Genomic DNA, 22,103 nt, shown 5'->3' on the forward strand with positions numbered 1-22,103 from the left:
AACGCTCAGGATCGCACCCGCTTCGACGACATGATGGCCACGAAGTGCCCGACGAGGGCGAGCAGCGACAGCGGCGTGAGGATCTGGAGGAGAAGACGGTCGGCGTGCATCTGACCGACGAAGATGCCGACGATCGACACCACGAAGATGATCATCGTGAGCTCGACCGAGTGATACAGCCGATGGAACGGCACGAAGCGGGCAGCCCGCCGCAGCCGCGCCAGGAGGCGACCGCTCGGCACGGTCACTCCCCCGCGCTTGTCTTCGAGCTTGTCGAGACCGGCGTTCGCCCGGGCGACGTGCACCATGTCGTTCAGCGCCTTGTTCAAGACGATGATCAGCGCCAACGTCAACCCGAGGGTGGTCCAGAGGAAGTCAGCCGGGGCCTGGAACGGGAATCCCGCCGCCCGGAACCCCAGCATGACCGGAATGAGCGCCTCGGTCGTGTAGTGCCCGACCTTGTCGAGGAACACCCCGGCCGGCGACGACGTGCCGCGCCAGCGGGCCACCTCTCCGTCGCAGCAGTCGATCAGCATCTGCACCTGCCCGAGCACGAGAGCGAGCAACGGCCCGGCAATACCGGGAATCAGCAGCGAGAAGGCGGTCGCCCACCCGGCGAGGATCATCAGCCCGGTGACACCGTTCGCCGAGATGCTCGTGCGCAGCAGCACCCAGGTCAGGTACGGCGAGATGTCACGCAGGTAGAGCGAGGCGGTCCAGTGCTCGGCATTGGCCCGACTCCGCACCTCCGGTGGTTGCGCGACGCGCTTGAGCTCGGCGATCGACGAGGGTCTCGATCCGGGCGAAGGCGACATTCTTACCTTCCGACGTGGGCGGTGATGTTCTTGGTCAGCGAGAGGAACCCAGCGACGAAGCCGAGCCCCCAACCGAAATGGATGCAGGGCAACACTACGAGAAACCACAGTCTCGTCCTTGCGTCTTCCTCGCGGGCGGCCGTCAGAGTGGCCACGACGACGAACACGAGATAGACGGCCGGAACGGCAAAGCCGACGAGCAACCACCCCGCCCAGGATCCGAGGACGGCGCCGATGATTCCGACGATCCCGACCAGTGCGCCGACACCCACCCCGAGCACCATCGCGGGCGGTACGAGGTAGCGGAGCGAGTTGGCGAGCTTGAATCGGCGCACGAGCTCACCGCGCCAGATGCCCGTGGCGACGAACTGGCGGACGAGCTTGCCGAGACTCGGCCGGGGCCGATACGTCACGGTCAGGGCGGGAGTGAACCACACGGTGCCGCCCGACGCACGAAGGCGCCGATTGAGCTCCCAGTCTTGACCGCGCTTGATGTCTTCGTCGAACAGGCCGACCTCGATCAGGCGACTGCGTCGGAAGACACCCAGGTAGGCCGTCTCGGCCGGACCCTCCTTGCCTCCCACGTGATGGGGAGTGCCACCGAGACCGACGCGGCTGCCATAGGCGCGCGCAACGGCCTTCTCGAAGGGGGTGCGGCCCTCGGCGTGCATGATGCCGCCCACGTTGTCGGCCCCGCTGCGGAGCAGGGTCTCGACGGCCAGCCGCGTGTAGTCGGTGGGGAGCACGGAGTGCGCATCGACGCGGACGGTCACGGGGAACCTCGAGGCGAGGATCGCGACGTTCAGGCCCGCGGGAGTCGAGCCGATCGGATTCGGGACCGATCGGATCCTCGGGTCGGCCTGAGCCAGTCGCGCGACGACCTCGTTCGTGCCGTCGACGCTCGGCCCGAGGGCGAGGAGCACCTCGAAGGGGCCCTCGTGATCCTGGGCGATGAGCGACGCCACCGCCGACTCGATCTCGTGCACCTCGTTCAAGACGGGCATCACATACGAGACGCCGACGGTGCGACTGTCGACCGAGTCGCCGCCGAGGGCATCGTCACGATCGTGGGTGCTCATGTCGTCCTGGCATGGGTTTGACGGTCGGCCGGGCGCCGTCCGGGGAAATCCGGACGAGCTTACCAGGGCGTCTCCGTCCGGTTGCCGGGCGTCATCCCTTGAGCGTGCCGAGGGTCACCGTCAGCGACTTGGTGCTGCCATCGCGGATGTACGTCAGCGAGGCCGTTGAACCGCCCGCGAGAACGCGCACCTGGGCCGAGAGATCGGTGCCGCTGGTCACCTGAACGCCGTCGAACTTCGTGACGACGTCGCCGGCACGGAGGCCCGCCTTCTGAGCGGCGCCACCGGAGGTCAGCGTCTTGATAAGGGCACCGGTCTGCGTCGCCGACGTGTCGCTCGTTGCGTCGTCGACGGAAGCCCCGAGAAGGCCGTGCGTCGCCGATCCGGTGTCTTTGATGTCGTTCGCCACGCGCTCGACGAGCTTCGACGGGATCGAGAACCCGACCCCGATGCTGCCGGCGGCACTGCTCGACGACGACGATCCGCCGGCGCTGGCGATAGCCACGTTGATGCCGATGAGCTTGCCGTCGGTGTCGAGCAGGGCACCGCCCGAGTTACCCGGGTTGATGCTCGCGTCGGTCTGGATCACGGGGAGTGCGATGGTCGAGGTCGTCGAACCGGAACTGCCCTGGCCGTTGTCGAAGCTGAAGGGGCCCTGGCCGTTGTTGTCTTGCGAGCCGCCCGAGGTGTCGCCGCCCGTGTCGGGGACGGCCGACGAGGCGACCGTGATGCTCCGGTTGAGGGTCGACACGATGCCGTCGGTGACGGTGTTCGAGAGCCCGAGGGGGGCGCCGATCGCCACGGTCGTGTCGCCGACATTGAGTTTGGACGAGTCGGCGAACGTGATGGGAGTGAGGCCGGTCGCGTCGATCTTGATGACTGCCAGATCGACGAGAGGATCCGTACCGATCACCTTGGCGGAGTACACCCGGCCGCCCGAGGTCGTCACCGACACGGTTCCGGTCGAGCTCGCTCCGTCGAGGGTGACCACGTGGGTGTTCGTGACGATGTAGCCGTCGCTGGTGAGGATGACGCCCGAACCCGTTCCACCGGAAGAGCCCGACGTCACGCCGATGGTGACGACGGACGGGGTCGCCTTCGCCGCCACCGCGGTGATCAGCGACGCGTCTTTGTAGTGGCCGATCGAGAGGGTGTCGCTCGTTCCGCCGGTGGCCGCGGTCGCCCCCCGACCGAGCAGGGCATAGCCCCCGGTGGCGACGAGAGCGCCTATGACGGCGGCCACCGCGGCGACCGCGACGAACCCGCCGAGGCCGCTCCGCTTGCGCCGAGAGGAGGCCGGACGCTGCCAGACATCGTCGGAACCTGCTTCGGCGGCCGGCTCGGGCTCGCCGTTCTCTCGGAGCGTGCCGAAGGCCGAGGAGTGAGCTCCCGCGTACGGGGCGTGCGACAGCGACGGCGGAGCCTGGTGCACACCGGAGGTCGGCGCGGGTGCGGGGCGTGTGTCGGCCAGAGAAGAGGGGGTCTCGCCGGGGAGAGCCGGAGCGCCGACCGGGGCCTGCCACGGCGAGCGCTGCTCGGGGACGACGGGTGCGGTCGTGTCGGCGAGGGGCTCCGTCGGATTCGTCTCAGACGAACCCGGGTTGTCGGAAGGGCCGGCGTTCTCGGATGAACGGTAGTTCTCGGAAGAGCTGTCGCTGCCGGGGAACTGACTCATGCGCGGAGGGATCCTTTCGTGTCTCGACGGCCCTGCCGGCGATCCTTCTGGACCTCCGACACACCGCGAGCGAACTGATTTCACATCATAGGCTGGCTCTGTAAGGGTCAGCCGAGAACGCCGACCCCGGCCACGAGCGCTTTCGCTCCCAGACCTGACGAGGATGCCATGACGACACCGGCCCCCTGGGAACGCGCCGCTCGCGGCGCCATGCTCCTCGACAGCCGCGGCCATCTCGCGCCCACGATCTTCGCCGAGATGTCCGCCCTCGCCGCAGCCACCGGCGCGATCAACCTCGGTCAGGGCTTCCCCGACGAGGACGGGCCCGAAGAGGTTCTCGAGGCGGCCCGCCGAGCCATCACCGACGGCGTGAACCAGTACCCGCCCGGGCGGGGCATGCCGGTGCTCCTCGAGGCCGTCGCCTCGCACCAGAAGCGCTTCTACGGCCTCGATGTCGACCCCGTCACCGAGGTACTCGTGACCGCCGGTGCGACCGAGGCCCTTGCGGCGACGCTCCTCGCTTTCGTCGAGCCGGGCGACGAGGTCGTGACCCTCGAACCGTTCTACGACTCATACGGCGCCGTCATCGGGCTCGCCGGTGGCGACCACCGCACTGTCGCCCTTCGCGGCCGCGACTTCGAGGTCGACGAAGACGAACTGCGTCGAACCATTACGGACCGCACCCGAATCATCCTGCTCAACGACCCGCACAACCCGACCGGCAGCGTCCTCAGCGACGCGACCAAGCGTCTGCTCGTCGAGCTAGCCCACCAGCACGATGCCCTCCTCGTCTCCGACGAGGTCTACGAGCACCTGCTGTTCGACGGCGCCGAACACCGCCCGATCGCGACCCTGCCCGGAGCGGCCGAACGCACCGTCACGATCTCGAGCGGCGGGAAGACGTTCTCCACCACCGGCTGGAAGATCGGGTGGCTCACGGCCCCGGCTGAGATCGTGACCCGGATCCTTGCGGTCAAGCAGTTCTTGACATTCGTCAACGGGGCCCCGTTCCAGCCCGCCATCGCCGTCGGCCTCGGCCTGCCCGACACCTACTTCAGCGGAATCGCCGCCACACTGCAGAGCAAGCGCGATCTGCTCCGGACGGGGCTCGAGGCGGCCGGCCTGCCGACCTCGACGCCGCGCGGGTCGTATTTCGTGGTCGCCGACGCCGCGGGGCTCGGTTTCGACGATGCTGTCGACCTCTGCCGCCGTCTCCCGTCGCTGGCCGGGGTGGTCGGCGTGCCGATCTCGGCGTTCTGCCACGCCGATCTCGCCGAGGAGTACTCGTCGCTGGTGCGGTTCGCGTTCTGCAAGAGGTTCGAGGTGCTCGAGGAGGCCGTCGGGCGGCTGTCGCGTCTCGGCGCTTAGTCCGCTCGCCGCTCGCCGCTAGTAGCACGCCGCTAATTTGAGAGCGATCCGCCGCTGCATTCCCACCCGTTACTGCCGTGCGGGGGTGTCTGCCCCGGATCGCTCGCAGAATGGCGCCCGTGCCCCCGAAGTCAGGCCGGAGTCACCCGAAAGCGACGCAACGCCAGCGCCGGGTTGACCTGCCGAACATGCTCGAGCCGTGCGCGCGAGATCTCGGCGACCGCGATGCCGGTCTCGTCGCCGAGGGTCGCGATCTCGACACCGAACGGGTCGACGATCATGCTGTTGCCCACACCGATCGGCGGCACGTGGTCGGCTGCGGCGATGTAGATGGTGTTCTCGATGGCTCGCGCCGTGACGAGTGTGCGCCAGTGGTGCTCTTTCAACGCCCCCCGCACCCACTCGGCGGGCAGCAGGACGACCTCGGCGCCGGCGTCGACCAGAGTGCGAGTCACCTCGGGAAAGCGCACGTCGTAACAGGTCTGAAGCCCGACCCGGAAGCCCTCGATCTCGAACGTCTGCGGGGCCTCGATATCGCCGGCGACGACCCACTCCGACTCCTTCGATCCGAACGCGTCGTAGAGGTGCAGCTTCGAATACGTCGCGACTACTCCGCCCTCCGTGTCGACCGCCACGAGCGTGTTGGCAAAGCGACGAGGATCCGATGGCCGCGTCTCGACCAATCCTGCCACCACGTACAGGCCGTGCTTCGACGCGATGGAGCCCAGCCCGCGCACGAACGGTCCGTCGATCGGCTGAGCGCCCTCGACGAAGTTCACCCCGAGCTGCGCCTCGAAGAACGAGGAGTACTCCGGAAACACCGCCACGCTCGCCCCGCGCGCCGCGGCCTTCGCTGCCAGCTCGTCGATGACCCGCAGGTTGGCTTCGAAGTCGGCCGTCGGCGCAAACTGGGCCACTGCCGCGAGCATGGTGTCGGTCATGTCGCCACCCTAGCCGCGCTCGGCGAGGCGCTTTCTGACACGATGACTATCGGAAAGCATCCGTTCGGGTTTGGGGGAACACTTGGCGCACCACGGCTATGCAGTGATCGACTTCGAGACGACCGGCCTTTGGCCGGCCCGGCACGATCGTGTCATCGAAGTCGGCATCGTTCAGGTCTCGCCGAGTGGCGAGATCGAGGGCGAATACGAGACCGTCGTCAACCCGGGTCGCGACCTCGGCCCGACCCATATCCATCGACTCCGTGGCAGTGACGTGGCGGACGCTCCGTCCTTTCGCGACGTGGCCGGCGAGCTCCTCGACCGGCTCGCGGGCCGAGTCGTCGTCGCTCACAACGCGCGCTTCGAGGTCGACTTCCTCCGCGCCGAACTCGACCGAGTCGGCCTCGAGTCGCCACTCGACACCGATCGTGCACTCTGCACGATGAAGCTGGCGTCGCGATATCTGCCGGGGTCGGGCCGGAAGTTGGCCGACTGCTGTGCCGCGTTCGACATCGATCTGACCGACGCGCACGAGGCGCTGGCGGATGCAAGGGCGACGGCGCAACTGCTCGGTCAGTACCTGAGAGTCGGGCAGGAGGACACGCGGGAGTGGGCGGCATGGGGCGACCGGGCAGCGACACTGCGCTGGCCTCTGACTACGTGGCCGGGATCCTCGTGGACTCCTCGGCCCCGCCTTGCTGTCGCTGACGTCGAGGCGACCGCGAACCACGTTGCACCGCAGAAATCCACCGCTCTCGCCGACGCCGCGACCCACCTGCCGTCGCTAGAGACAACCGACAGCGAATCGGAATACGCGGCCATGCTCGACCGGGCCCTCTCGGACGGCTACCTGTCGCTCGACGAAGCCGATGAGCTGCGGGAGCTCGCAGCCATGCTCGCGATCATGCCCGCGCGTCGCCGTTCTCTTCATGAGGACTACTTTCGGGCGCTTGTCGATGCGGTGTGGATGGACGGCATCCTCACGGCCGAAGAACGGAGCGAGCTTGACGCAGTCGGCCGCATGCTCGACATCCCCGCCGAGATGCAGGAGGCCGCACTCGTGCCGCCGGTGGCCGGATCCTTCGCCGGCGCGACCCTCCTTCGGACCGATTCGGTCACCCTCAATCCCGGTGACGTCGTGGTACTGACCGGAGATATGTGGCTGCCCCGGGCCGAGATCGAGCGACTTCTTGCGATGGTTGGCGTCGTCGCATGGCCAGCGGTAACCAAAAGGACAACGCTGCTCGTCGCCGCCGATCCAACGTCCCTGTCGGGCAAGGCCCGGAAGGCACGCGATTACGGGGTGCCGGTTGCGGCTGAGGCGGATCTTCGGCGTGTGCTCGCTGCCGGGTAACGCATGCCGCCGTGAGAAGCCGCGACCGGGCTCGTCTCAACGGCTGAGCTAGCCAGCGGGTCTGCCAGTCAGCGAGTCAGCGGATCGCTCAGGCCGAGCGACCACACGACCACGCCGCCGATGCGCAGCTGCTTCGCGTAGGCGAGACGAGCACGGTACGACTTCGCATCGGACCACCACACGACCGTGCCGTTCGACAGGGTTGCGTGCCACTCGAGCTGGGTCGTGCTCCAGACGGCCTTCGCGTTGGCCCGCTTGACGAGTGCGCGAGCCGCGCCATCCGACACCTGCGTGCCGTCGCCCTTCGCGGGCCAGGTGTAGCCGTACCCGGCGATGCCCAGTTGGATCCTCGCCGTGGGAACCGTGTGCACAAGCGGCGCCATCGTCTTCTTCACCCAGGGAAGGCCGCCCACCGGGCCGGCTTTCGTCCAGGTCGGACCGTGCTGGTCGTAGGCCATGAGGACGACGTGGTCGGCCACACGCCCCAGGCCGCGCACGTCGTAGCCGAGATCGGCGTAGCGACCCGTCGTCGCCATCAGGCAGATCGAGACGCTCTTGCCCGCCCCCAGGGCCGAATTCAGTTTCGAGACGAGATTCGTCAACCCCGTCGGGTACTTCGACGACAGGCTCTCGAGGTCGATGGTGACGCCGTCCCAGCCGTGCTTCTGCACTTCGGCGGCCAGCTGCGCCACGACAGAGTCGATATTCGTCGGCGAGCCGAGGAGCGCGTCACCGATGGCCGGAGAGAAATCGCCGAGATCCCCGTCGAAGTTGCCGACGAGCAGCTCCGCTTTCTCGTGCCGCGCGTGGGCTGCCTTCAGGAGCGCGAGTGCCTCCGGCGAGACGGCGCTCAGGCTCGCTCCCCCGCGCTCGACGTTGATGCCGTCGACCCCGACCGTCGTGAGAGCGGTCTTGGATGCATCGAGCCTGCTGGTCGGCGTCGAACCGGCCTCGGCATAGCCGACGACCTGCATCGTCGTGGCCGCGCTGGCCGGTGTCGCGGTGCATCCGGAGACCACCAGGCCGAAAACGGCGGTCACAGCCATCAACACGAACAACCGGGAGTTTCGAGAGACGTTCACCCGCTGAGCCTAACCAGCGAGAACCCCCGAGACGGTTGGTCTCGGGGGTTCGAGGCTAGCGACGGACGGCGTCGATCTTCAGCATGCGCGCGATGACCGAGTCGAGCTCGCTGTCGTCGAAGATCTTCTTCCAGTCGTCTTTGACAATCGACTCGCGGCCGTAGTCCATGGCGATGTGGCAGGCGTCCGAGAACGGGTTGGAGCCCCGCAGACCGTTCGTGAGGGCGATCCAGGTGTGGCCGTAGAGCATCGCACGAGCGGCCTCGTAGGGAACTCCGACGCCGTCGATGGTCTCCTCGAGGGCCTCTTTGAGGAAAGCCCCGACCATGCACGCGATGGTCTCGACGAGGGTCGGCTCGAGCACAGCGAGCTGCTTGACGGTGACGTAGTGCACGGCGATGACGGGAGCGTAGATCGTCGAGATGACCTGGGTGGCGAGCTCGCGCACCGGCGACGACTCGTCGACGCCCTCGAGAGCCGCAATGACCTCCTGCGGAGCGGCCACGCCACCAAAGGTATCGGCCCACTCCTCTTTGGTCGTGCGCTCGAGGAACACGCTGGGGTGGCAGGGGTGCGCCACGGCGTAGTGGATGTCGTCACGCGCGGCCAGCAGCCCTGCGTAGGCGGCGGCGGGGTCGAGCGTGAGGATGATCGCCCCCGACTTCATGGCGGGAACGACGCTCTCGGAGACCTTCCCGAGCACGACGTCGGGGACCGCGAGGATCACGACGTCGGCGCCCTTGACAGCCTCGTCGGTGGCGGTGACGGTGCGGCCGAGCGACTCGATGTGGGCGACGCCGGCCGGCGAGGCCTCCGCATACAGGGTCGTGTAGCTGCTCTTGGCGAGGTTGTTCGAGACGCGCTGGCCCATCTTGCCGCCGGCGCCGATGACGGCGACGGTGATGTCGGCCGAGCCCTGGCCGTCCGCGTAGGTCACTGCCGGGGTCGTGAGGATGTCGGTCATGAGTTGTTCTCCTTGAGGTAGTTCAGGTTGTTCTTCGTCCACTCCGCTTCGACGCGGGTGGTGGTCTCGCCGTCGCCCTGCCAGGGCAGCCAGTGCTCGATGATCTGGCTGATGCCACGGCGAGCGGGATCGATCGCCCGGCGCATTCCGTCGTAGTCGAGGCGTCCGGCACCGAGGGGCGCACCCAGTAGCGAGAACCCGACCCAGCCGGCCTCGCGGCTGAAGTCGAAGTCTTTGACGTGCCAGTTCACGATGTGAGGCAGGCAGCGTCCGGTCACATCGCCGGGCAGCTCGAGGTTCGCAACGGTGTTCGCGGGATCCAGGCAGATGCCGAGGTTGGGGCTCCCGATCACCTCGACAAGCGCGACGAGGTCGACCGACGACACCTGCTCGTACGTCTCGAGCGCCAGAGTGACGCCGGCCTCCTCGTAGCGAGGGAGCACGGTGCCGAGACGGGTGACGTTCTCGCTGGCAGACGGATTGTCGGATCCTTGGCTCCACATGCTCCGCACCAGCGTCGCACCGAGGGCGACGGCGATTTCAAGGTAGCGGAGCAGGTGCGCAGGATCCGTGCCGCGCGTCCCCACCTCCAGCGTTAGGCCATGGCTCTCGGCGAGTGACCGCGCGCCGGCGAGGCGCTCGTCGGAGTAGTCGTCGAGGGGCGCGTAGTCGCAGATCTGAAAGACTTCCGCGCCGAGCTCGGAAGCATCGCGAAGCATGTCGTCGAGAGACATGGGCCGGGCGACCCGGTCGCTGAACCGCCAGAAATAGGCGTAGGTGCTGAGACCGATGAGACCTCCGGCCGTGGTCGAGGCGGCGGTCATGCCTGCACCTCGGCGCCGCACAGCACGAGCACCTCGTCGAGGATGGTGGCTACGGCCCCGGGGTCATGTGCGAAGCGGCCGAGGAACAGGCCCTTGACGGTGCCGCCGAGATCGGTGAGGAGTCCCGGACCGGCGCTGCCACCGTAGATGACCCGGCTGCCTTCGCGGCCGTCGAGCGTCAGGACGAACGACTCCAGCTCGGCGACCACCGCGGCGATGTAGTCGGGCGATGCCGGTGCGGGCGCCCCGATGGCCCATTGCGGCTCGTAGGCGACGACGACAGGGCCGGAGCCGGAAGCAGCCAAGGCGGCCTTGATCTGCTCCGTCACCTCGAGAGCTGCGAGGGCTGGCGACGACTCCGCTTCCTCGCCGACGCAGAGAAGGGGTGTCAGCCCGTTGCGGAGAGCGGCCGCGGTCTTCCGCGCGATGACCTCGTCGTCTTCGTGGAACAGCGAGCGCCGCTCGGCGTGGCCGACCTCGGCCAGGGTGCAGCCGATCTCGGCCAGCTCGACACCGGAGACCTCGCCCGTGAAGGCGCCCTCGTCGGCCCAAGCGAGATCCTGCGCGCCGAGACGCACGGGAGCGCCCGCCAGTGCCTCGCGCACGGGTACGAGCGAGGGGAAGGTCGGCACCATGAACACATCGACGAGGCCCAGCTCGATCGCCGGGTGCCTGCGGGCGAGAGCGCCGATCGCAGTCGCCCACTCCACGGTGCGGGCGTGCCCGAAGTACATCTTGAGGCTCACCCCCACCGTGTAGGGAGCGGTCGTCAAGAGGGTCATGCGTTCGAGCCCACCGCCGCCGGCGTCGACGCGTCGGTGTGGGAGTGCTCGTAGGCGGTGATGACGTCGACCTTGTCGGCCGACGCGCTGGTCTCGTCGAAGGTATAGGTCAGCCATTCGCGAGCCAGGCGACGGGCCAGCTCGATGCCGACGACTCGCTGGCCGAACGTGAGCACCTGGGCGTTGTTGGACAGGACGCCGCGTTCCACGGAGAAGGAGTCGTGCGCGGTGACGGCACGGATACCGGCCACCTTGTTCGCCGAGATGGCGACGCCGAGGCCGGTACCGCAGACGAGCAGGGCGCGGTCGGCCTCTCCGCGGGCGATCATCTCGGCTGCCGCGATCGCGACCGACGGGTAGGGGGTGTGAGCCGAGGCATCGACTCCCACATCGGTCACCGACGCTACGAGATCGTTGCCCGCGAGGTCCTGTTTGAGGATCTCCTTGTAGTCGAATCCGGCGTCGTCGGATCCGACGACGATGCGCAGTGGCTCGGTCATGGTGTTCTCCTTCGTAGGTGCTGCTTCAGATGGTGCGAGTGGGTGGGGCCCGGGTCAGCGGGCAGGTGTCGTGCGCGCCGACGCATCGGCCAAGACACCGGCAACGGTCTGCACGATGAGACCGAGCGACACGGCACCGGCATCCGGTGTTCCGAGGCTCTTTGCCGCGTGGGGCCGAGCACGGCCCATCTTCGGCAGCAGATCCGCGGTCTGCCGAGCTGCGGCAGAAGCGACATCGGCCGCGCCGTGCCACGCATCGACGAGTCGCTCCCCGGCCTCTACGCGTTCGGTCAGCACCGTGCTGAACGGGACGAGCACGTCGACCATCGTCTTGTCGCCGACGACGGCACCGAAGTCGAGGATCTCGGTGGTCGCCTTTGTGACCCCGGCGGCCACCCGCTCACCGGACGCCGGCGCGACGTCGGTGAGCGCGGTACCGAGCGCGGTCAGCGCCGAACCCCAGAGCGCACCGGAGGTTCCGCCGGCGCGGTCGGACCAGGCGTCGCCGGCCCGAGTGAGGACCGTCTCGGATCCTGCGCCCCTCTCGACGGCCTCCCGAGCCGCGGCCACCGCTGCCGTCACCCCGCGCTGCATGCCGATACCGTGGTCGCCGTCGCCGGCTACCGCGTCGATCCGGCCTAGCTCGTCCGCGTGCTCGTCGACCGTGACCTTGACCGCTTCGAGAGCGGAGAGCACGAGTGCGGCCGAGCGGCGGCTCTCTTCGGACGCCTCGGGGATCACCAGGGTCGAGGCCTCTTCATCGTGGAAGTCGGCGTCGAGGGCAGCCAGGTCGACCGACCCCTTCTTGTAGCCGGGGGCGTCCGCGGGGGCCCTCCAGAATGCCTCGAGTTCGTCGTCGAGCCAGAACAGCGTCAACGAGGCGCCCGCCATGTCGAAGCTCGTCACGAGCTCCCCCACCTCGGGCTCGACGACCTCGATGCCCGCTTCGGTGAGCAGGGCGTCTACGGCTCCATAGACGACGAAGAGCTCCTCGTACTTGATCGAGCCGAGCCCGTTGAGGATCACGGCGACCCGCTGCCCGCGGGCCTCGGCAACGCCCTCGGGGAGCTCGGCGAGGAGCGCCTCGACGAAGAGCTGGGCGAGACCGGATGCGCTGGGGACGTCCTGCTCTGAGATGCCAGGTTCGCCATGAATACCCAGACCGACCGCCATGCGCCCTTCGGGCACGGTGAACAACGGCTCATCGGAGCCCGGCAGCGAACAGCCGGTGAAGGCGACGCCGAGGGAGCGGGTGCGCTCGTTCGCCTTGCGGGCGACACGGACGACCTCGTCGAGCGCATAGCCCGCATCAGCGGCGGCGGCGGCGGCCTTGAAGACCGTCAGATCACCGGCGATGCCCCGGCGTTTGCGTTTCTCATCGAGGGAGGCGCTGGCGATGTCGTCAGTCACCGTGACCGTCTCGACGCGGAGTCCCTCGTCGCGGAGCTTCTCTTGAGCCTTATCGAAGTTCAGGACGTCGCCGGCGTAGTTGCCGTAGCTCAGCAGCACGCCCCCGCCGTTCTGGGCCGACTTGGCGACCGAGCGGACCTGCTGCCAGCTCGGAGAGGCGAAAAGGTTGCCGAGTGCGGCGCCCGACGCCAGACCTTGGCCGACGAGACCGCCGAACGCAGGGTAATGACCGGATCCGCCGCCCGTCACGAGAGCCACCGACCCCGGCGAGGAGGCCGTCGCCCGGACCACTCCCCCGTGCACCTTGCGCACCCAGCGGCGGTTCGCGGCGACGAACCCGTCGATCATCTCGTCGGCGAAGTCGGTCGGCTCGTTGTAGAGGCGCGTCATCAGCCGAGACCCGCCGCAGTGGCTGCCACCGGACGGTCGTCCGTCGGGGCCGCACCCGTGTCGGCCCCCGCCTTGCGTTTGCGCGAGAGAAGCACCATCAACAGAGCCGAGACGAGGAGGAAGAATCCGACGATGAACATCGGCACCCGGTACGTTCCCGTCACGTCGGTGACGGCGCCGGTGATGTAGGGGGCGGCGAACCCGGCGAGGTTGCCCATCGTGTTGATGAGCGCGATCCCCGCCGCGGCGGCGGTGCCGGTCAAGAACTGCGTGGGGAGCGTCCAGAAGTTGGGCAGGGCGGCGAAGATCGCCATGGCCGTGATCGTGATGACGGCGATCGTGGCCGCGGGCGTGTTCATGTACAGGGCGACAGGAATGCTGACGCCGCCGACGACCGCGGGGATCGCAATGTGCCAGGTTTTGAGTCCGCGCTTCGTCGCATCGCGCGACCAGAAGTACAGGGCGGCTGCGGCGGGCAGATAGGGGATGGCCGTGATGAGGCCCTTCTCGAACAGGCCGAAGCTGGTGCCGAACTGCTCCTCGAAGGTGCCGATGATGGTCGGGAGGAAGAAGGCGAGGGCGTAGAGGCCGTAGATGAAGCCGAAGTAGATGAACGAGAGCATCCACACGCGCCCGCTCTTCAACACGCGGCCGAGGCCGACCCCGTGGCCGCCGATGCCCGTGGCGCTTGTCTCCGTGCCGATCTTTTCCGTCTCGAGCGTGGTCTCGAGCCAGTCGCTCTCCTCACGGGTGAGCCACTTCGCATCGGACGGCTTGTCTTTCAGGTAGAACCAGGCGATGACACCGATCAGCACGGCCGGGAGCGAGACGCAGAGGAACATGAACCGCCAGCCTTCGAGGCCGAGGGCACCGTCGTTCTGAAGGAGGAGGCCGGCAAGCGGCGCGCCCACCACGCTTGTGAGCGGCTGCGCGAGGTAGAACAGCGCGAGGATCTTGGAGCGGTGCTTACCGGGAACCCACAGGCTCAGGAACAGGATTGCCCCGGGGAAGAAACCGGCCTCGGCGACTCCGAGAAGAAAGCGGAGTCCTGCGAGCTGGGCGAAGTCCTGCACGAAGGTGAAGAGGAACGCGACGATCCCCCAGCTCACCATGATGCGGGCCAGCCAGCGACGAGCGCCGAAGCGGGCCAGAGCCAGGTTCGAGGGCACCTCGAGCAGGATGTAGCCGATGAAGAACACGCCCGACGCAAAGCCGAACTGAGCTGCCGAGAGACCGAGGCTCTGCTCCATGCCGTTCGGAGCTGCGAATCCGATCGCGGTGCGGTCGAGGTAGTTGATGAAGAACATCAACGCGACGAACGGCACCAGCCGGATCGAGATCTTGCGGATCGCGGACTTCTCGATCGGGTTGGGGGCAGTATCGGCGCGGTTTGCGCTACGACCTGTGGTGCGGGTGGGGGCGTCCACATCGACTCCTGTTCATTCAACGACATCGTCGGATCGCGTCGGTGAGATCACCAGCGCGTCCCATCAGCATGACTCTTTCGATCAAATCTGTCAACCGGTTGACCAATTTGGCTGGCGAGATCGAATTTCGCCCACTGGGGCCGAGATCGTGCCCGGCTAGGCTGACTGCGTGCCCGCCTACCCCGACGACGATCCCGCCGCCCTGAGGCTGGAGCTCGAAGCCGTCCCGCGAGGAACAGCCGTCGCCGAGGTCGTCAAGCAGCTCATCTCCCTGCTCACGTCGGGCGAGCTGGCTCCCGGGTCACGCCTGCCGCCCGAGCGGCAACTCGCCGAGAAGCTGGGCGTCGGGCGCTCGGCCGTCCGCGAATCGCTAGCGGCACTCGAGATCCTTGGCATCGTCACCGTGCGACCAGGATCCGGCACCTACCTGCGCGACTCCACGTCGGAGCTGCTTCCGACCACGCTGAGCTGGGGCCTCATGCTCTCGGCTTCTCGTACCCGCGAGCTCATCGAGGTACGAAGTGGGCTGGAGATCCAGGCGGCCACCTATGCCGCCAGCAGGATCACGGACGCCGAGATCGCGGCCCTCGGCAGTCACATCGAGACGATGAAGGCGACCCTCGACGACCTCGACCGTTTCGTGGAGGCGGACGTGCGCTTCCACCTGCAGATCGCCGCAAGTGCCGACAACGTCGTGCTGCGCGACCTCTTGCAGAGCGTTCGCTCACTCCTGCGACTCTGGGTCGAGCGCGGACTGCGCGACCGAGAGCAGGGTGAAGTCGCCCTGCGAGAGCACATCGGCATCTACGAGGCGATCGCCGCCCGAGACCCGGCCGCCGCCGAGGCCGCAATGCGCGTGCATATGAGCACTGCCGGCGACCGCGTCGCCAGCCTCGACCTCGACACCTGACCTGGGCCGCGTAAGAGCGCGTCGAGCGCGCTCCGGCAGGCGTACAACCGAGCAAAGCAAAAGGCCCTCGACCAGACAAATGCTGGTCAAGGGCCTTTCTCTTGTTGCGGGGGCAGGATTTGAACCTACGACCTCTGGGTTATGAGCCCAGCGAGCTACCGAACTGCTCCACCCCGCGGTACAAGAAATGACTCTAGCACGGGATCCGGCACGGGTCTAATCGAGGCCGGATCGGCTCGCGTGCAGGTGAGCTCCGGTGCCCGGGCGAAGCACTCCTGACTGCAGGCACGCGCCCGGCGCGACCCTGAATTCAGGTGGCCAAGCAGCCGGCACACCTGACGGACGCGCGCTGATCGCCCCCACTCCTGCATTCCAAGCCCCTTCACCTGACTTCAGGATCCGGCCACCCGACATCACAACGAAACTTCTGCATCCGCGCCCTGCCGCTCCGCACCCGACCCCGCGATTGCAGCGGCCTCAACGACGAACGCCCCCGTGCACCCGAACTTGGGTGCACGACGGCCTTCGTGCGGGGCAGCTAGTAGCTGGCAGCTAGTCGCCTAGTCGCCGGGATCTACTCCGACGCCTTCACGGCCGCCTCAACGGCTTTCTGGAGCGCGGCGTCCGCCTCGGCAGCCGCCACCAGGTCGTTCGAGGCATAGGCGGCCTTGCGGTCGTTGAGGGCCTGCTGTGCGTCTGCAAGCGCCGAGTCGAGGGCTGCACTGGTGCCGGCCCCGGAGCCGGTGCTGCCCGACGTCGCGCCGGATCCTGATGCGGACCCTCCACCGGTCGAGCCGCTGCCGCTGCCGGTCGAGCCGCTACCACTGCCAGTCGAGCCGTCACCCGTCGTCGGAACTCCGCTGTCGCCCGTCGAAGCCCCCGCGTTGCCACCGAAGATCGAGTCGAGCGCCTCTTGGAGGGTGTCTTCGAACGCGATTTTGCCGCCAAAGGAAGCGAGGACCTTGCTCAGGATCGGGTACGAACCGGAGGAGTTGGACTGGACGTAGACAGGCTGCACGTAGAGGAGACCTCCACCGACGGGGAGGGTCAACAGATTGCCTCGTTTGACGGAGGTGTCACCCTGCCGCAAGAGCGTGAGAGTGTTCGCGACCGCCGTATTCGAGTTGAAGTTTGCCTGCACCTGGTTGGGCCCTGGCACGCTGTCGTCTTTAGGCAGGGTGAGCAGAGTCAACTTGCCGTAGTCGCTCGAGACCTGCCCCTTGGTCGACCCGGCGTCGGAATTCGCCGCGAGATAGCCCGTCAGCACATTTCGCGCGTTCGCCGCGGTCGCCTGTTGGGGTTGATACGTCGTGTAGAGCTGGAACGCCGCGTCTTGACCCGGGAGCTTCATGGTCAGGTAGTAAGGCTGCTGCTCAGCTGATTTGGTCGAAGTCGTATCGGACGCGTCGGTCGGAATGGCCCAGGCGTCGTCGCCCGAGAAGAACGACCCAGCGTCTGTCACGTGGTACGTGGCCAGAGTTGCGCGCTGCATCTTGAACAGGTCTTCCGGGTAGCGCACGTGACTGAGCAGCGTGCTGCTCATCTCACTCATCGGCTTAACCGTCGAGGGGAAGACCTTCTGCCAGGTTTGGAGGATCGGATCGGTTTTGTCCCACGCGAAGAGCGTGACCTTTCCCGAGTACGCGTCGACAGTTGCCTTGACCGAGTTGCGGATGTAGTTGATGTTGTCAGAGGCGAAGGCGCTCTGGGCACTCTTATCGGCCGCAACCGTGTTCGACAGGCTCTGCTGATCGGAGTAGGGGTAGTCGTCGCTCGTCGTGTAGGCATCGACGATCCAGAGGACCTTGCCGTCGACGACAGCCGGGTACGGATCGCCGTCGAGCGTGAGATACGGGGCGACCTTCTTCACGCGCGTGGCGGGATCGCGGTCGTAGAGAATTTGCGAGTCGTTGTTGACCGCGTCGGAAAGGACGATCTGCTCGGACTGGAACTTGATCGCATAGATCAACTTCTTGAAGACGTTGTCGAGCTTGGGCCCACCATCGCCCGTGTAGTTCGTGGTGGGGTTTCCGCTTTCGTCGTTCGAGCCGGACGGATAATCGAGCTCGATGTTCTTGCTCTGATTGCCCCCCACGATCGAGTAGGCGGGATTCTTCTCTCCGAAGTAGACGCGAGGCTGGTAATCGGACGAGTCGCCGAGCTTGCCCTTGACCGGGATGTCGGATTCGAGGAACACCGGCTCACCTGAACCGTTGCGCTGGTTGCCGTAAGCGGCCACGACGCCATAGCCGTGCGTGTACACGAACGTGGAGTTGTAGTCGTTGTTAGCCGAGCCGAGGCCGGCCGTGTCGAGCTCGCGCACGCCGATGACGGTGTCTTGCACCTTGCCGTCGATTCGGTAGCGGTCGACGTCGAGCTTGTCGGCGAACGAGTAGTACTGGCGCAGCTGCTGCAGCTGCGCGAAGGTCTCGGTCACGAGCGCCGGGTCGATGATGCGGATGTTCTCGGTGGTCACCGCGTCGCTCGCCAGAGCGCCCTCTGTCGCACTCGATTTCGCCTCGTACTTCTCCTCTTTCACATCGGAGACCCCGTAGGCATCGCGGGTCGCCTCGATGTTGCGCTGGATGTACGCCGACTCCACGCTCTTCTCGGACGGGACGACGGTGAAGCGCTGGATGATCCACGGGTAGATCGCCCCGATGAGGAGGCTGATCACGAGCAGCGCGACGGTTCCGATGATCGGGAAGCGCCAGCGGCCAATGACCGCAGTGACGATGAAGAGGATCGCGACGACCGCGGCGGCGTAGGCCAGGATCTGCTTGCCGGGGATGCCCGCGAAGACGTCGGTGTACGTGGCGCCGACGATGCGCTTGCCCGAGCCGTCGGTCAGGGTGGCGTACTGGTCGAGCCAGAGGCTGACTGCCTGAAGCGCGAGGTAGAGGGCTGCGGTGACCGCGATCTGAATGCGGGCGACGCGAGAGATGCGCACCTCGCGACCGGAGAAGCGCAGGGCGCCGTAGAGGTAGCTAGTCGCGAGCGCGGCGATGACGGAGAGGAGCACGACCGCCGACGCGAAGCCCACAAGCCCCTGATAGAACGGGAGCGAGAAGACGTAGAACCCGACGTCGAGACCGAATTGCGGGTCGGTCTTGCCGAACGGGGTGCGGTTCAACCACTGCAAGACCATGGCCCAGTGCGTGGAGGCGGCGATGCCCCCGAAGAGCCCGAGCACGATCGGAATGCCGAACATCACTGTGCGGCGGAGCGGCTCGATGACCTGCTGGTAGCGGTCGAGCTGCGAGTTGAGCTTGGCGTAGACGGGACGGAAGCGGAACGCGATGTCGATGCTCGCGTACACGGGAAGCGCCATGCCGAGGAACCCGATGAAGAAGAGCGCGGTGCCGGCGATCCACTGCGTCATGATCACGCTGGTGAACCCGAGCTGCTGATACCAGAGGTAGTCGGTCGCGAGCCCCGAGAAGAGGAAGAAGAGGATCACGAGACCGGCGAGAATGCCGATGGTGACGAGGACGGGAACTCGCGGCGAACGACGACCGGTGACGGCCGACGACGCTGATGCAGAGGAAGTCAAGAGGTTGCTCCTGGCTGATGGAGAGGTGGAGTGGCCATCCTATGTGCCCAACCTCCGAGCTACGCCGAGTGGCGAACAGCCTGTGGAGAACCCGTGCATCGGGTGCCGACCGACCTCATGGCAGGCCGAGTCGCGCCGGTCAGGACGCGGGGCAGGTCGGCAGCGCGGCAGTGTCGCCCTTGTCGGCGATCGTCTCCAGCACCGTGACCGAATCGTCGAGATCGGACACCGCGTAGACGTCGAGACCCGACGGGATGTGCCCGGTCACCTCGGAGCAGTTGCTCTTGGGCGCGAGGAACACCGTGGCGCCCGAGTCGCGCGCCCCGTACATCTTCTGCCGGATCCCGCCGATGGCACCGATCGTGCCGCCCGCCGTGATGGTGCCCGTGCCGGCCACCTTCTTGCCGCCATTGAGCTCGCCCGGAGTGAGTTTGTCGATGATTCCGAGCGCGAACATCTGACCCGCGCTCGGCCCTCCGACGTCGGCAAGTTTCAGCGAGACCGTGAAGGGGAACGTGTAGGCCACGCTGGCGCCGATGCCGAGGAGGTACGTGCCGCTTTGCTCCACGGGGGTGACGGTGGCAGTGCGGAGGGTCGTGCCAGACGAGCCACTCGAGGATCCTCGGGTGTACGTGATCTTCGCGGGTTTCGTTCCGTTCTCGGCCACCAGTGCTCGGAGGGAATCGACGTCGCTGTTCTTCGACAGTGAAGTCCCGTTGATCGACCGGATCACGTCGCCCTTCTTCAAGACCCCGTCGGCCGGGCTCCCCTTCTCGACCGCGCTCACGGCGATCTTCGTCGTGACGTCGAACCCTTCGTGTGCCAGGGCGGCCGTGATGGCGGACTTCTGGCTCTGTTCCATGTCGATCGTGTTCTGCTGATCGACCTGCTTGTTCGAGACGCCCGTCGGGTAGATGGCCTCGACCGGGATGACCGCCTTGCTGGGATCGAACCAGGCGCTGACGATCTCTGCCCAGTTCGGTCGCTGCGCCTGGTTGCCCAGAACGCTCACGGTGAGAAGGTCGAGCGAACCCGCGGTCGGGTAGGTCTCGTGGCCCTCGATCGTGATGAGGGGCGTCTGCTTACCGTCGAACTCGTTCGTGCCGAGGGTGTCGAAGACCGGGCCCGGCTGCTCGATGAGGTACGGCGCCGGGAGGACGGAGAGGACGATGCCGATGAGGAGGGCGATAGCCAGCACCACTGGGCCGAGCCACCCTCGTCGAGCCGGGGTATTCGGGCGGGAGGCGGGGGCGACGAATCGAGCCAACTCGGTACTGCCTTTCGGGGAGCGACGAACAGCTGCGGGCTGTTCGCCCTGGGCGCAGAGGCGGACCTTGCGAGAAGCGGGCGAATCCCAGACTGTTCGTGTGGCCAGGAGATAGCGTAGTTGCCATGTCTGAAGATTCGCAGCCGGGCCCCGAAGACGAGTTCCGCGACATGCTCCGGCAGTTCCTCTCGGGTGATTCCGAGATCGACCCGTCGAAGCTCGTCGGGGCAGCTGGCCTGCCCAATGATCCCGCTTTCATGGCACGGCTCATGAGTCAGCTCCAGTCGGCCGTCAGCCGCTCGGGCGACGGGATCGACTGGACGCTCGCCACCGAGCAGTCCGCCAGCATCGCCACGCAATCGGCGATCGAGACGTCTCCCGGCCAGGTGAGCGCCCTTGAGCAGGCGTTCCACGTCGCGGCCCTCTGGCTCGACGAGGTCGCGCACGTGGCCGAGCTCACTGTCGAGCCCCGCCTGATGACCAGGGCCGAATGGGCCTCGGCGACGATGCCGGTGTGGAGCCAGCTCGCCGAGCCGGTGGCCGACTCCATCGCCGACTCGCTCACCAGCGTGCTCCGCGACCAGGCGCCCGAAGAAATGCGCGAGATGCTCGCGGGCGCCAGCCAGGTGATGCGAAACGTGGGCGGCGCTCTGTTCGCTATGCAGCTCGGCCAGGTCGTGGGTCAGCTCTCGACCGAGGTCGTCTCCGGCGGCGATGTCGGAATCCCCCTCCTCGACGACCAGCAGGCCGCTCTCGTTCCGCAGAACGTGGCCGCGTTCGGTGAAGGTCTCGATATTCCAATCGATCAGGTCCAGCTGTATCTGGCTGTCCGTGAACTCGCGCACGCTCGCCTGTTCCGCCACGCCCGGTGGCTGCGCCTGCACCTCATCTCGTCCATCCGGGAGTTCTCGCAGGGCATTTCGATCGACACCGGTCGGCTCGAAGAGCTCGCCGCCGACTTCGACCCGTCGAATCCCGAAGAGCTGCGCGAGGCCATGGCGAGCGGTGCCCTCATTCCGCCGAAGACAGAAGAGCAGCTGGCCGCGCTGGCTCGCCTCGAGACGACCCTCGCCCTGATCGAGGGGTGGGTCGACGTGGTCACGGCCAAGGCCACCGAACGTCTGCCGAAGTCGTCGTCGATCGCCGAGACCGTTCGCCGGAGGCGCGCCGCCGGAGGCCCCGCCGAGTCGGCATTCGCGACTCTGGTCGGGCTCGAACTCCGTCCGCGCCGACTTCGCGAGGCGGCCGCCATGTGGCAGGCCGTCAGCGACGCCGCCGGTGGCGAGGTTCGCGACTCGCTCTGGGCCCACCCCGACATCGTTCCCACCAGTGACGACATCGACGATCCCCAGGCCCTGATCGCGCGACTGACGGGCGGCCAGCCCGAGCCCGACGACGTCGACCGCGCCATCGAAGACCTCCTCAACGACGTGAGCGACGACCGCCCCCGCGAGGCCGAAGACGGAACTGCCGAGGATCCGCAGAGCTAGCTCGACTCGGCCCCGCTGGGCCTGTGGATCGGGGCCTGTGGACAACGCCAGCGCGAACTGCGCGGATTGTCGATGCTTGTGGGCATGGACATCCGACTCGATCCCCGTCTTCCTCTCGTGTGGCGCGATCCGCAGACTCTGCAGATCGGCGTCGACCGTCCCCGAGCCGTACTCGACGGGGTGACGACCAAGCAAGAGCGCATCATCGCCGCCATCGCCGCCGGCCACGGCCGCTCCGGCACACCGCCGATCGCGCAGCGGGTCGGCTGCCC

Annotated in this window: 17 protein-coding genes and 1 tRNA gene; 4 read left to right on the forward strand and 14 right to left on the reverse strand. The window is 67.1% G+C overall.

Annotated features, from left to right (window positions below):
* Window positions 1-5: 5 nt before the first annotated feature.
* The 3 genes from EDF39_RS10040 to EDF39_RS10050 form a co-directional block, all read right to left on the reverse strand.
* Window positions 6-815, reverse strand: coding sequence for a CDP-alcohol phosphatidyltransferase family protein (locus EDF39_RS10040; protein ID WP_055962971.1), 810 nt, complete (start codon window positions 813-815; stop codon window positions 6-8).
* Window positions 816-817: 2 nt separating this feature from the next.
* Window positions 818-1,894: a glycosyltransferase family 2 protein gene (locus EDF39_RS10045; RefSeq protein ID WP_123942774.1), complete on the reverse strand. Its 1,077-nt coding sequence runs from the start codon at window positions 1,892-1,894 to the stop codon at window positions 818-820.
* A 91-nt stretch (window positions 1,895-1,985) separates the two neighbouring features.
* On the reverse strand, window positions 1,986-3,569 hold the full coding sequence (locus EDF39_RS10050; protein ID WP_123942776.1) for a S1C family serine protease: 1,584 nt from the start codon (window positions 3,567-3,569) through the stop codon (window positions 1,986-1,988).
* Between the two features lie 168 nt (window positions 3,570-3,737).
* Here EDF39_RS10050 and EDF39_RS10055 point away from each other — a divergent pair, with 168 nt between their 5' ends.
* Window positions 3,738-4,937 (forward strand): aminotransferase class I/II-fold pyridoxal phosphate-dependent enzyme, encoded by a 1,200-nt coding sequence (locus tag EDF39_RS10055; RefSeq protein WP_123942778.1) that lies wholly within the window; start codon window positions 3,738-3,740, stop codon window positions 4,935-4,937.
* Between the two features lie 131 nt (window positions 4,938-5,068).
* On the opposite strand, the gene EDF39_RS10060 is transcribed toward EDF39_RS10055, so the two are convergent.
* Window positions 5,069-5,878, reverse strand: coding sequence for a carbon-nitrogen hydrolase family protein (locus EDF39_RS10060; protein WP_123942780.1), 810 nt, complete (start codon window positions 5,876-5,878; stop codon window positions 5,069-5,071).
* A gap of 82 nt (window positions 5,879-5,960) precedes the next feature.
* Here EDF39_RS10060 and EDF39_RS10065 point away from each other — a divergent pair, with 82 nt between their 5' ends.
* On the forward strand, window positions 5,961-7,232 hold the full coding sequence (locus tag EDF39_RS10065; protein WP_255410123.1) for an exonuclease domain-containing protein: 1,272 nt from the start codon (window positions 5,961-5,963) through the stop codon (window positions 7,230-7,232).
* A gap of 68 nt (window positions 7,233-7,300) precedes the next feature.
* Here the strand turns inward: EDF39_RS10065 and EDF39_RS10070 are convergent, their stop codons facing one another.
* Genes EDF39_RS10070 through EDF39_RS10100 form a run of 7 tightly spaced genes read right to left on the reverse strand, consistent with a single transcriptional unit; the run spans window position 7,301 to window position 14,491 of the window.
* Entirely contained in the window at window positions 7,301-8,314 is a 1,014-nt protein-coding gene (locus EDF39_RS10070) for a glycosyl hydrolase family 18 protein (protein ID WP_233573083.1), read from the reverse strand.
* A gap of 55 nt (window positions 8,315-8,369) precedes the next feature.
* Window positions 8,370-9,278 carry a phosphogluconate dehydrogenase C-terminal domain-containing protein gene (locus EDF39_RS10075; RefSeq protein WP_123942784.1) on the reverse strand — a complete coding sequence of 303 codons (909 nt, stop codon included), beginning with the start codon at window positions 9,276-9,278 and terminating at the stop codon, window positions 8,370-8,372.
* Window positions 9,275-10,102, reverse strand: a complete 828-nt coding sequence (locus tag EDF39_RS10080; protein WP_123942786.1) for a sugar phosphate isomerase/epimerase — start codon at window positions 10,100-10,102, stop codon at window positions 9,275-9,277. Before EDF39_RS10080 ends, EDF39_RS10075 begins: the two co-directional genes overlap by 4 nt.
* Window positions 10,099-10,884, reverse strand: a complete 786-nt coding sequence (locus tag EDF39_RS10085) for a triose-phosphate isomerase family protein (protein ID WP_123942788.1) — start codon at window positions 10,882-10,884, stop codon at window positions 10,099-10,101. The genes EDF39_RS10080 and EDF39_RS10085 overlap by 4 nt, the downstream gene beginning before the upstream one ends.
* Window positions 10,881-11,384 carry a ribose-5-phosphate isomerase gene (locus tag EDF39_RS10090; RefSeq protein WP_123942790.1) on the reverse strand — a complete coding sequence of 168 codons (504 nt, stop codon included), beginning with the start codon at window positions 11,382-11,384 and terminating at the stop codon, window positions 10,881-10,883. Before EDF39_RS10090 ends, EDF39_RS10085 begins: the two co-directional genes overlap by 4 nt.
* Before the next feature lie 54 nt (window positions 11,385-11,438).
* Window positions 11,439-13,184 carry a dihydroxyacetone kinase family protein gene (locus EDF39_RS10095; protein WP_123942792.1) on the reverse strand — a complete coding sequence of 582 codons (1,746 nt, stop codon included), beginning with the start codon at window positions 13,182-13,184 and terminating at the stop codon, window positions 11,439-11,441.
* On the reverse strand, window positions 13,184-14,491 hold the full coding sequence (locus EDF39_RS10100; protein ID WP_123943430.1) for an MFS transporter: 1,308 nt from the start codon (window positions 14,489-14,491) through the stop codon (window positions 13,184-13,186). The genes EDF39_RS10095 and EDF39_RS10100 overlap by 1 nt, the downstream gene beginning before the upstream one ends.
* 289 nt (window positions 14,492-14,780) lie before the next feature.
* Here EDF39_RS10100 and EDF39_RS10105 point away from each other — a divergent pair, with 289 nt between their 5' ends.
* Window positions 14,781-15,521 carry a FadR/GntR family transcriptional regulator gene (locus tag EDF39_RS10105; RefSeq protein WP_123942794.1) on the forward strand — a complete coding sequence of 247 codons (741 nt, stop codon included), beginning with the start codon at window positions 14,781-14,783 and terminating at the stop codon, window positions 15,519-15,521.
* A gap of 104 nt (window positions 15,522-15,625) precedes the next feature.
* On the opposite strand, the gene EDF39_RS10110 is transcribed toward EDF39_RS10105, so the two are convergent.
* The 3 genes from EDF39_RS10110 to EDF39_RS10120 all read right to left on the reverse strand — a co-directional run bounded on the left by EDF39_RS10110 (window position 15,626) and on the right by EDF39_RS10120 (window position 20,341).
* Window positions 15,626-15,699: transfer RNA gene (locus EDF39_RS10110), tRNA-Met, on the reverse strand.
* A gap of 396 nt (window positions 15,700-16,095) precedes the next feature.
* Window positions 16,096-19,074 (reverse strand): UPF0182 family protein, encoded by a 2,979-nt coding sequence (locus tag EDF39_RS10115; RefSeq protein ID WP_233573082.1) that lies wholly within the window; start codon window positions 19,072-19,074, stop codon window positions 16,096-16,098.
* 139 nt (window positions 19,075-19,213) lie between these two features.
* Window positions 19,214-20,341: a PDZ domain-containing protein gene (locus EDF39_RS10120; RefSeq protein WP_055962991.1), complete on the reverse strand. Its 1,128-nt coding sequence runs from the start codon at window positions 20,339-20,341 to the stop codon at window positions 19,214-19,216.
* A gap of 125 nt (window positions 20,342-20,466) precedes the next feature.
* Here EDF39_RS10120 and EDF39_RS10125 point away from each other — a divergent pair, with 125 nt between their 5' ends.
* Entirely contained in the window at window positions 20,467-21,831 is a 1,365-nt protein-coding gene (locus tag EDF39_RS10125) for a zinc-dependent metalloprotease (protein WP_123942796.1), read from the forward strand.
* Window positions 21,832-22,103: the final 272 nt, after the last annotated feature.

It is taken from the genome of Frondihabitans sp. PhB161 (genome assembly GCF_003814635.1).
Classification (GTDB): Bacteria; Actinomycetota; Actinomycetes; order Actinomycetales; family Microbacteriaceae; genus Frondihabitans.

Coding starts and splice junctions, on each gene's coding strand:
- EDF39_RS10040 (WP_055962971.1), bottom strand. CDS start 815: ATGTCGCCTTCGCCCGGATCGAGACCCTCGTCGATCGCCGAGCTCAAG.
- EDF39_RS10045 (WP_123942774.1), bottom strand. CDS start 1,894: ATGAGCACCCACGATCGTGACGATGCCCTCGGCGGCGACTCGGTCGAC.
- EDF39_RS10050 (WP_123942776.1), bottom strand. CDS start 3,569: ATGAGTCAGTTCCCCGGCAGCGACAGCTCTTCCGAGAACTACCGTTCA.
- EDF39_RS10055 (WP_123942778.1), top strand. CDS start 3,738: ATGACGACACCGGCCCCCTGGGAACGCGCCGCTCGCGGCGCCATGCTC.
- EDF39_RS10060 (WP_123942780.1), bottom strand. CDS start 5,878: ATGACCGACACCATGCTCGCGGCAGTGGCCCAGTTTGCGCCGACGGCC.
- EDF39_RS10075 (WP_123942784.1), bottom strand. CDS start 9,278: ATGACCGACATCCTCACGACCCCGGCAGTGACCTACGCGGACGGCCAG.
- EDF39_RS10080 (WP_123942786.1), bottom strand. CDS start 10,102: ATGACCGCCGCCTCGACCACGGCCGGAGGTCTCATCGGTCTCAGCACC.
- EDF39_RS10085 (WP_123942788.1), bottom strand. CDS start 10,884: ATGACCCTCTTGACGACCGCTCCCTACACGGTGGGGGTGAGCCTCAAG.
- EDF39_RS10090 (WP_123942790.1), bottom strand. CDS start 11,384: ATGACCGAGCCACTGCGCATCGTCGTCGGATCCGACGACGCCGGATTC.
- EDF39_RS10095 (WP_123942792.1), bottom strand. CDS start 13,184: ATGACGCGCCTCTACAACGAGCCGACCGACTTCGCCGACGAGATGATC.
- EDF39_RS10100 (WP_123943430.1), bottom strand. CDS start 14,491: ATGTTCTTCATCAACTACCTCGACCGCACCGCGATCGGATTCGCAGCT.
- EDF39_RS10125 (WP_123942796.1), top strand. CDS start 20,467: ATGTCTGAAGATTCGCAGCCGGGCCCCGAAGACGAGTTCCGCGACATG.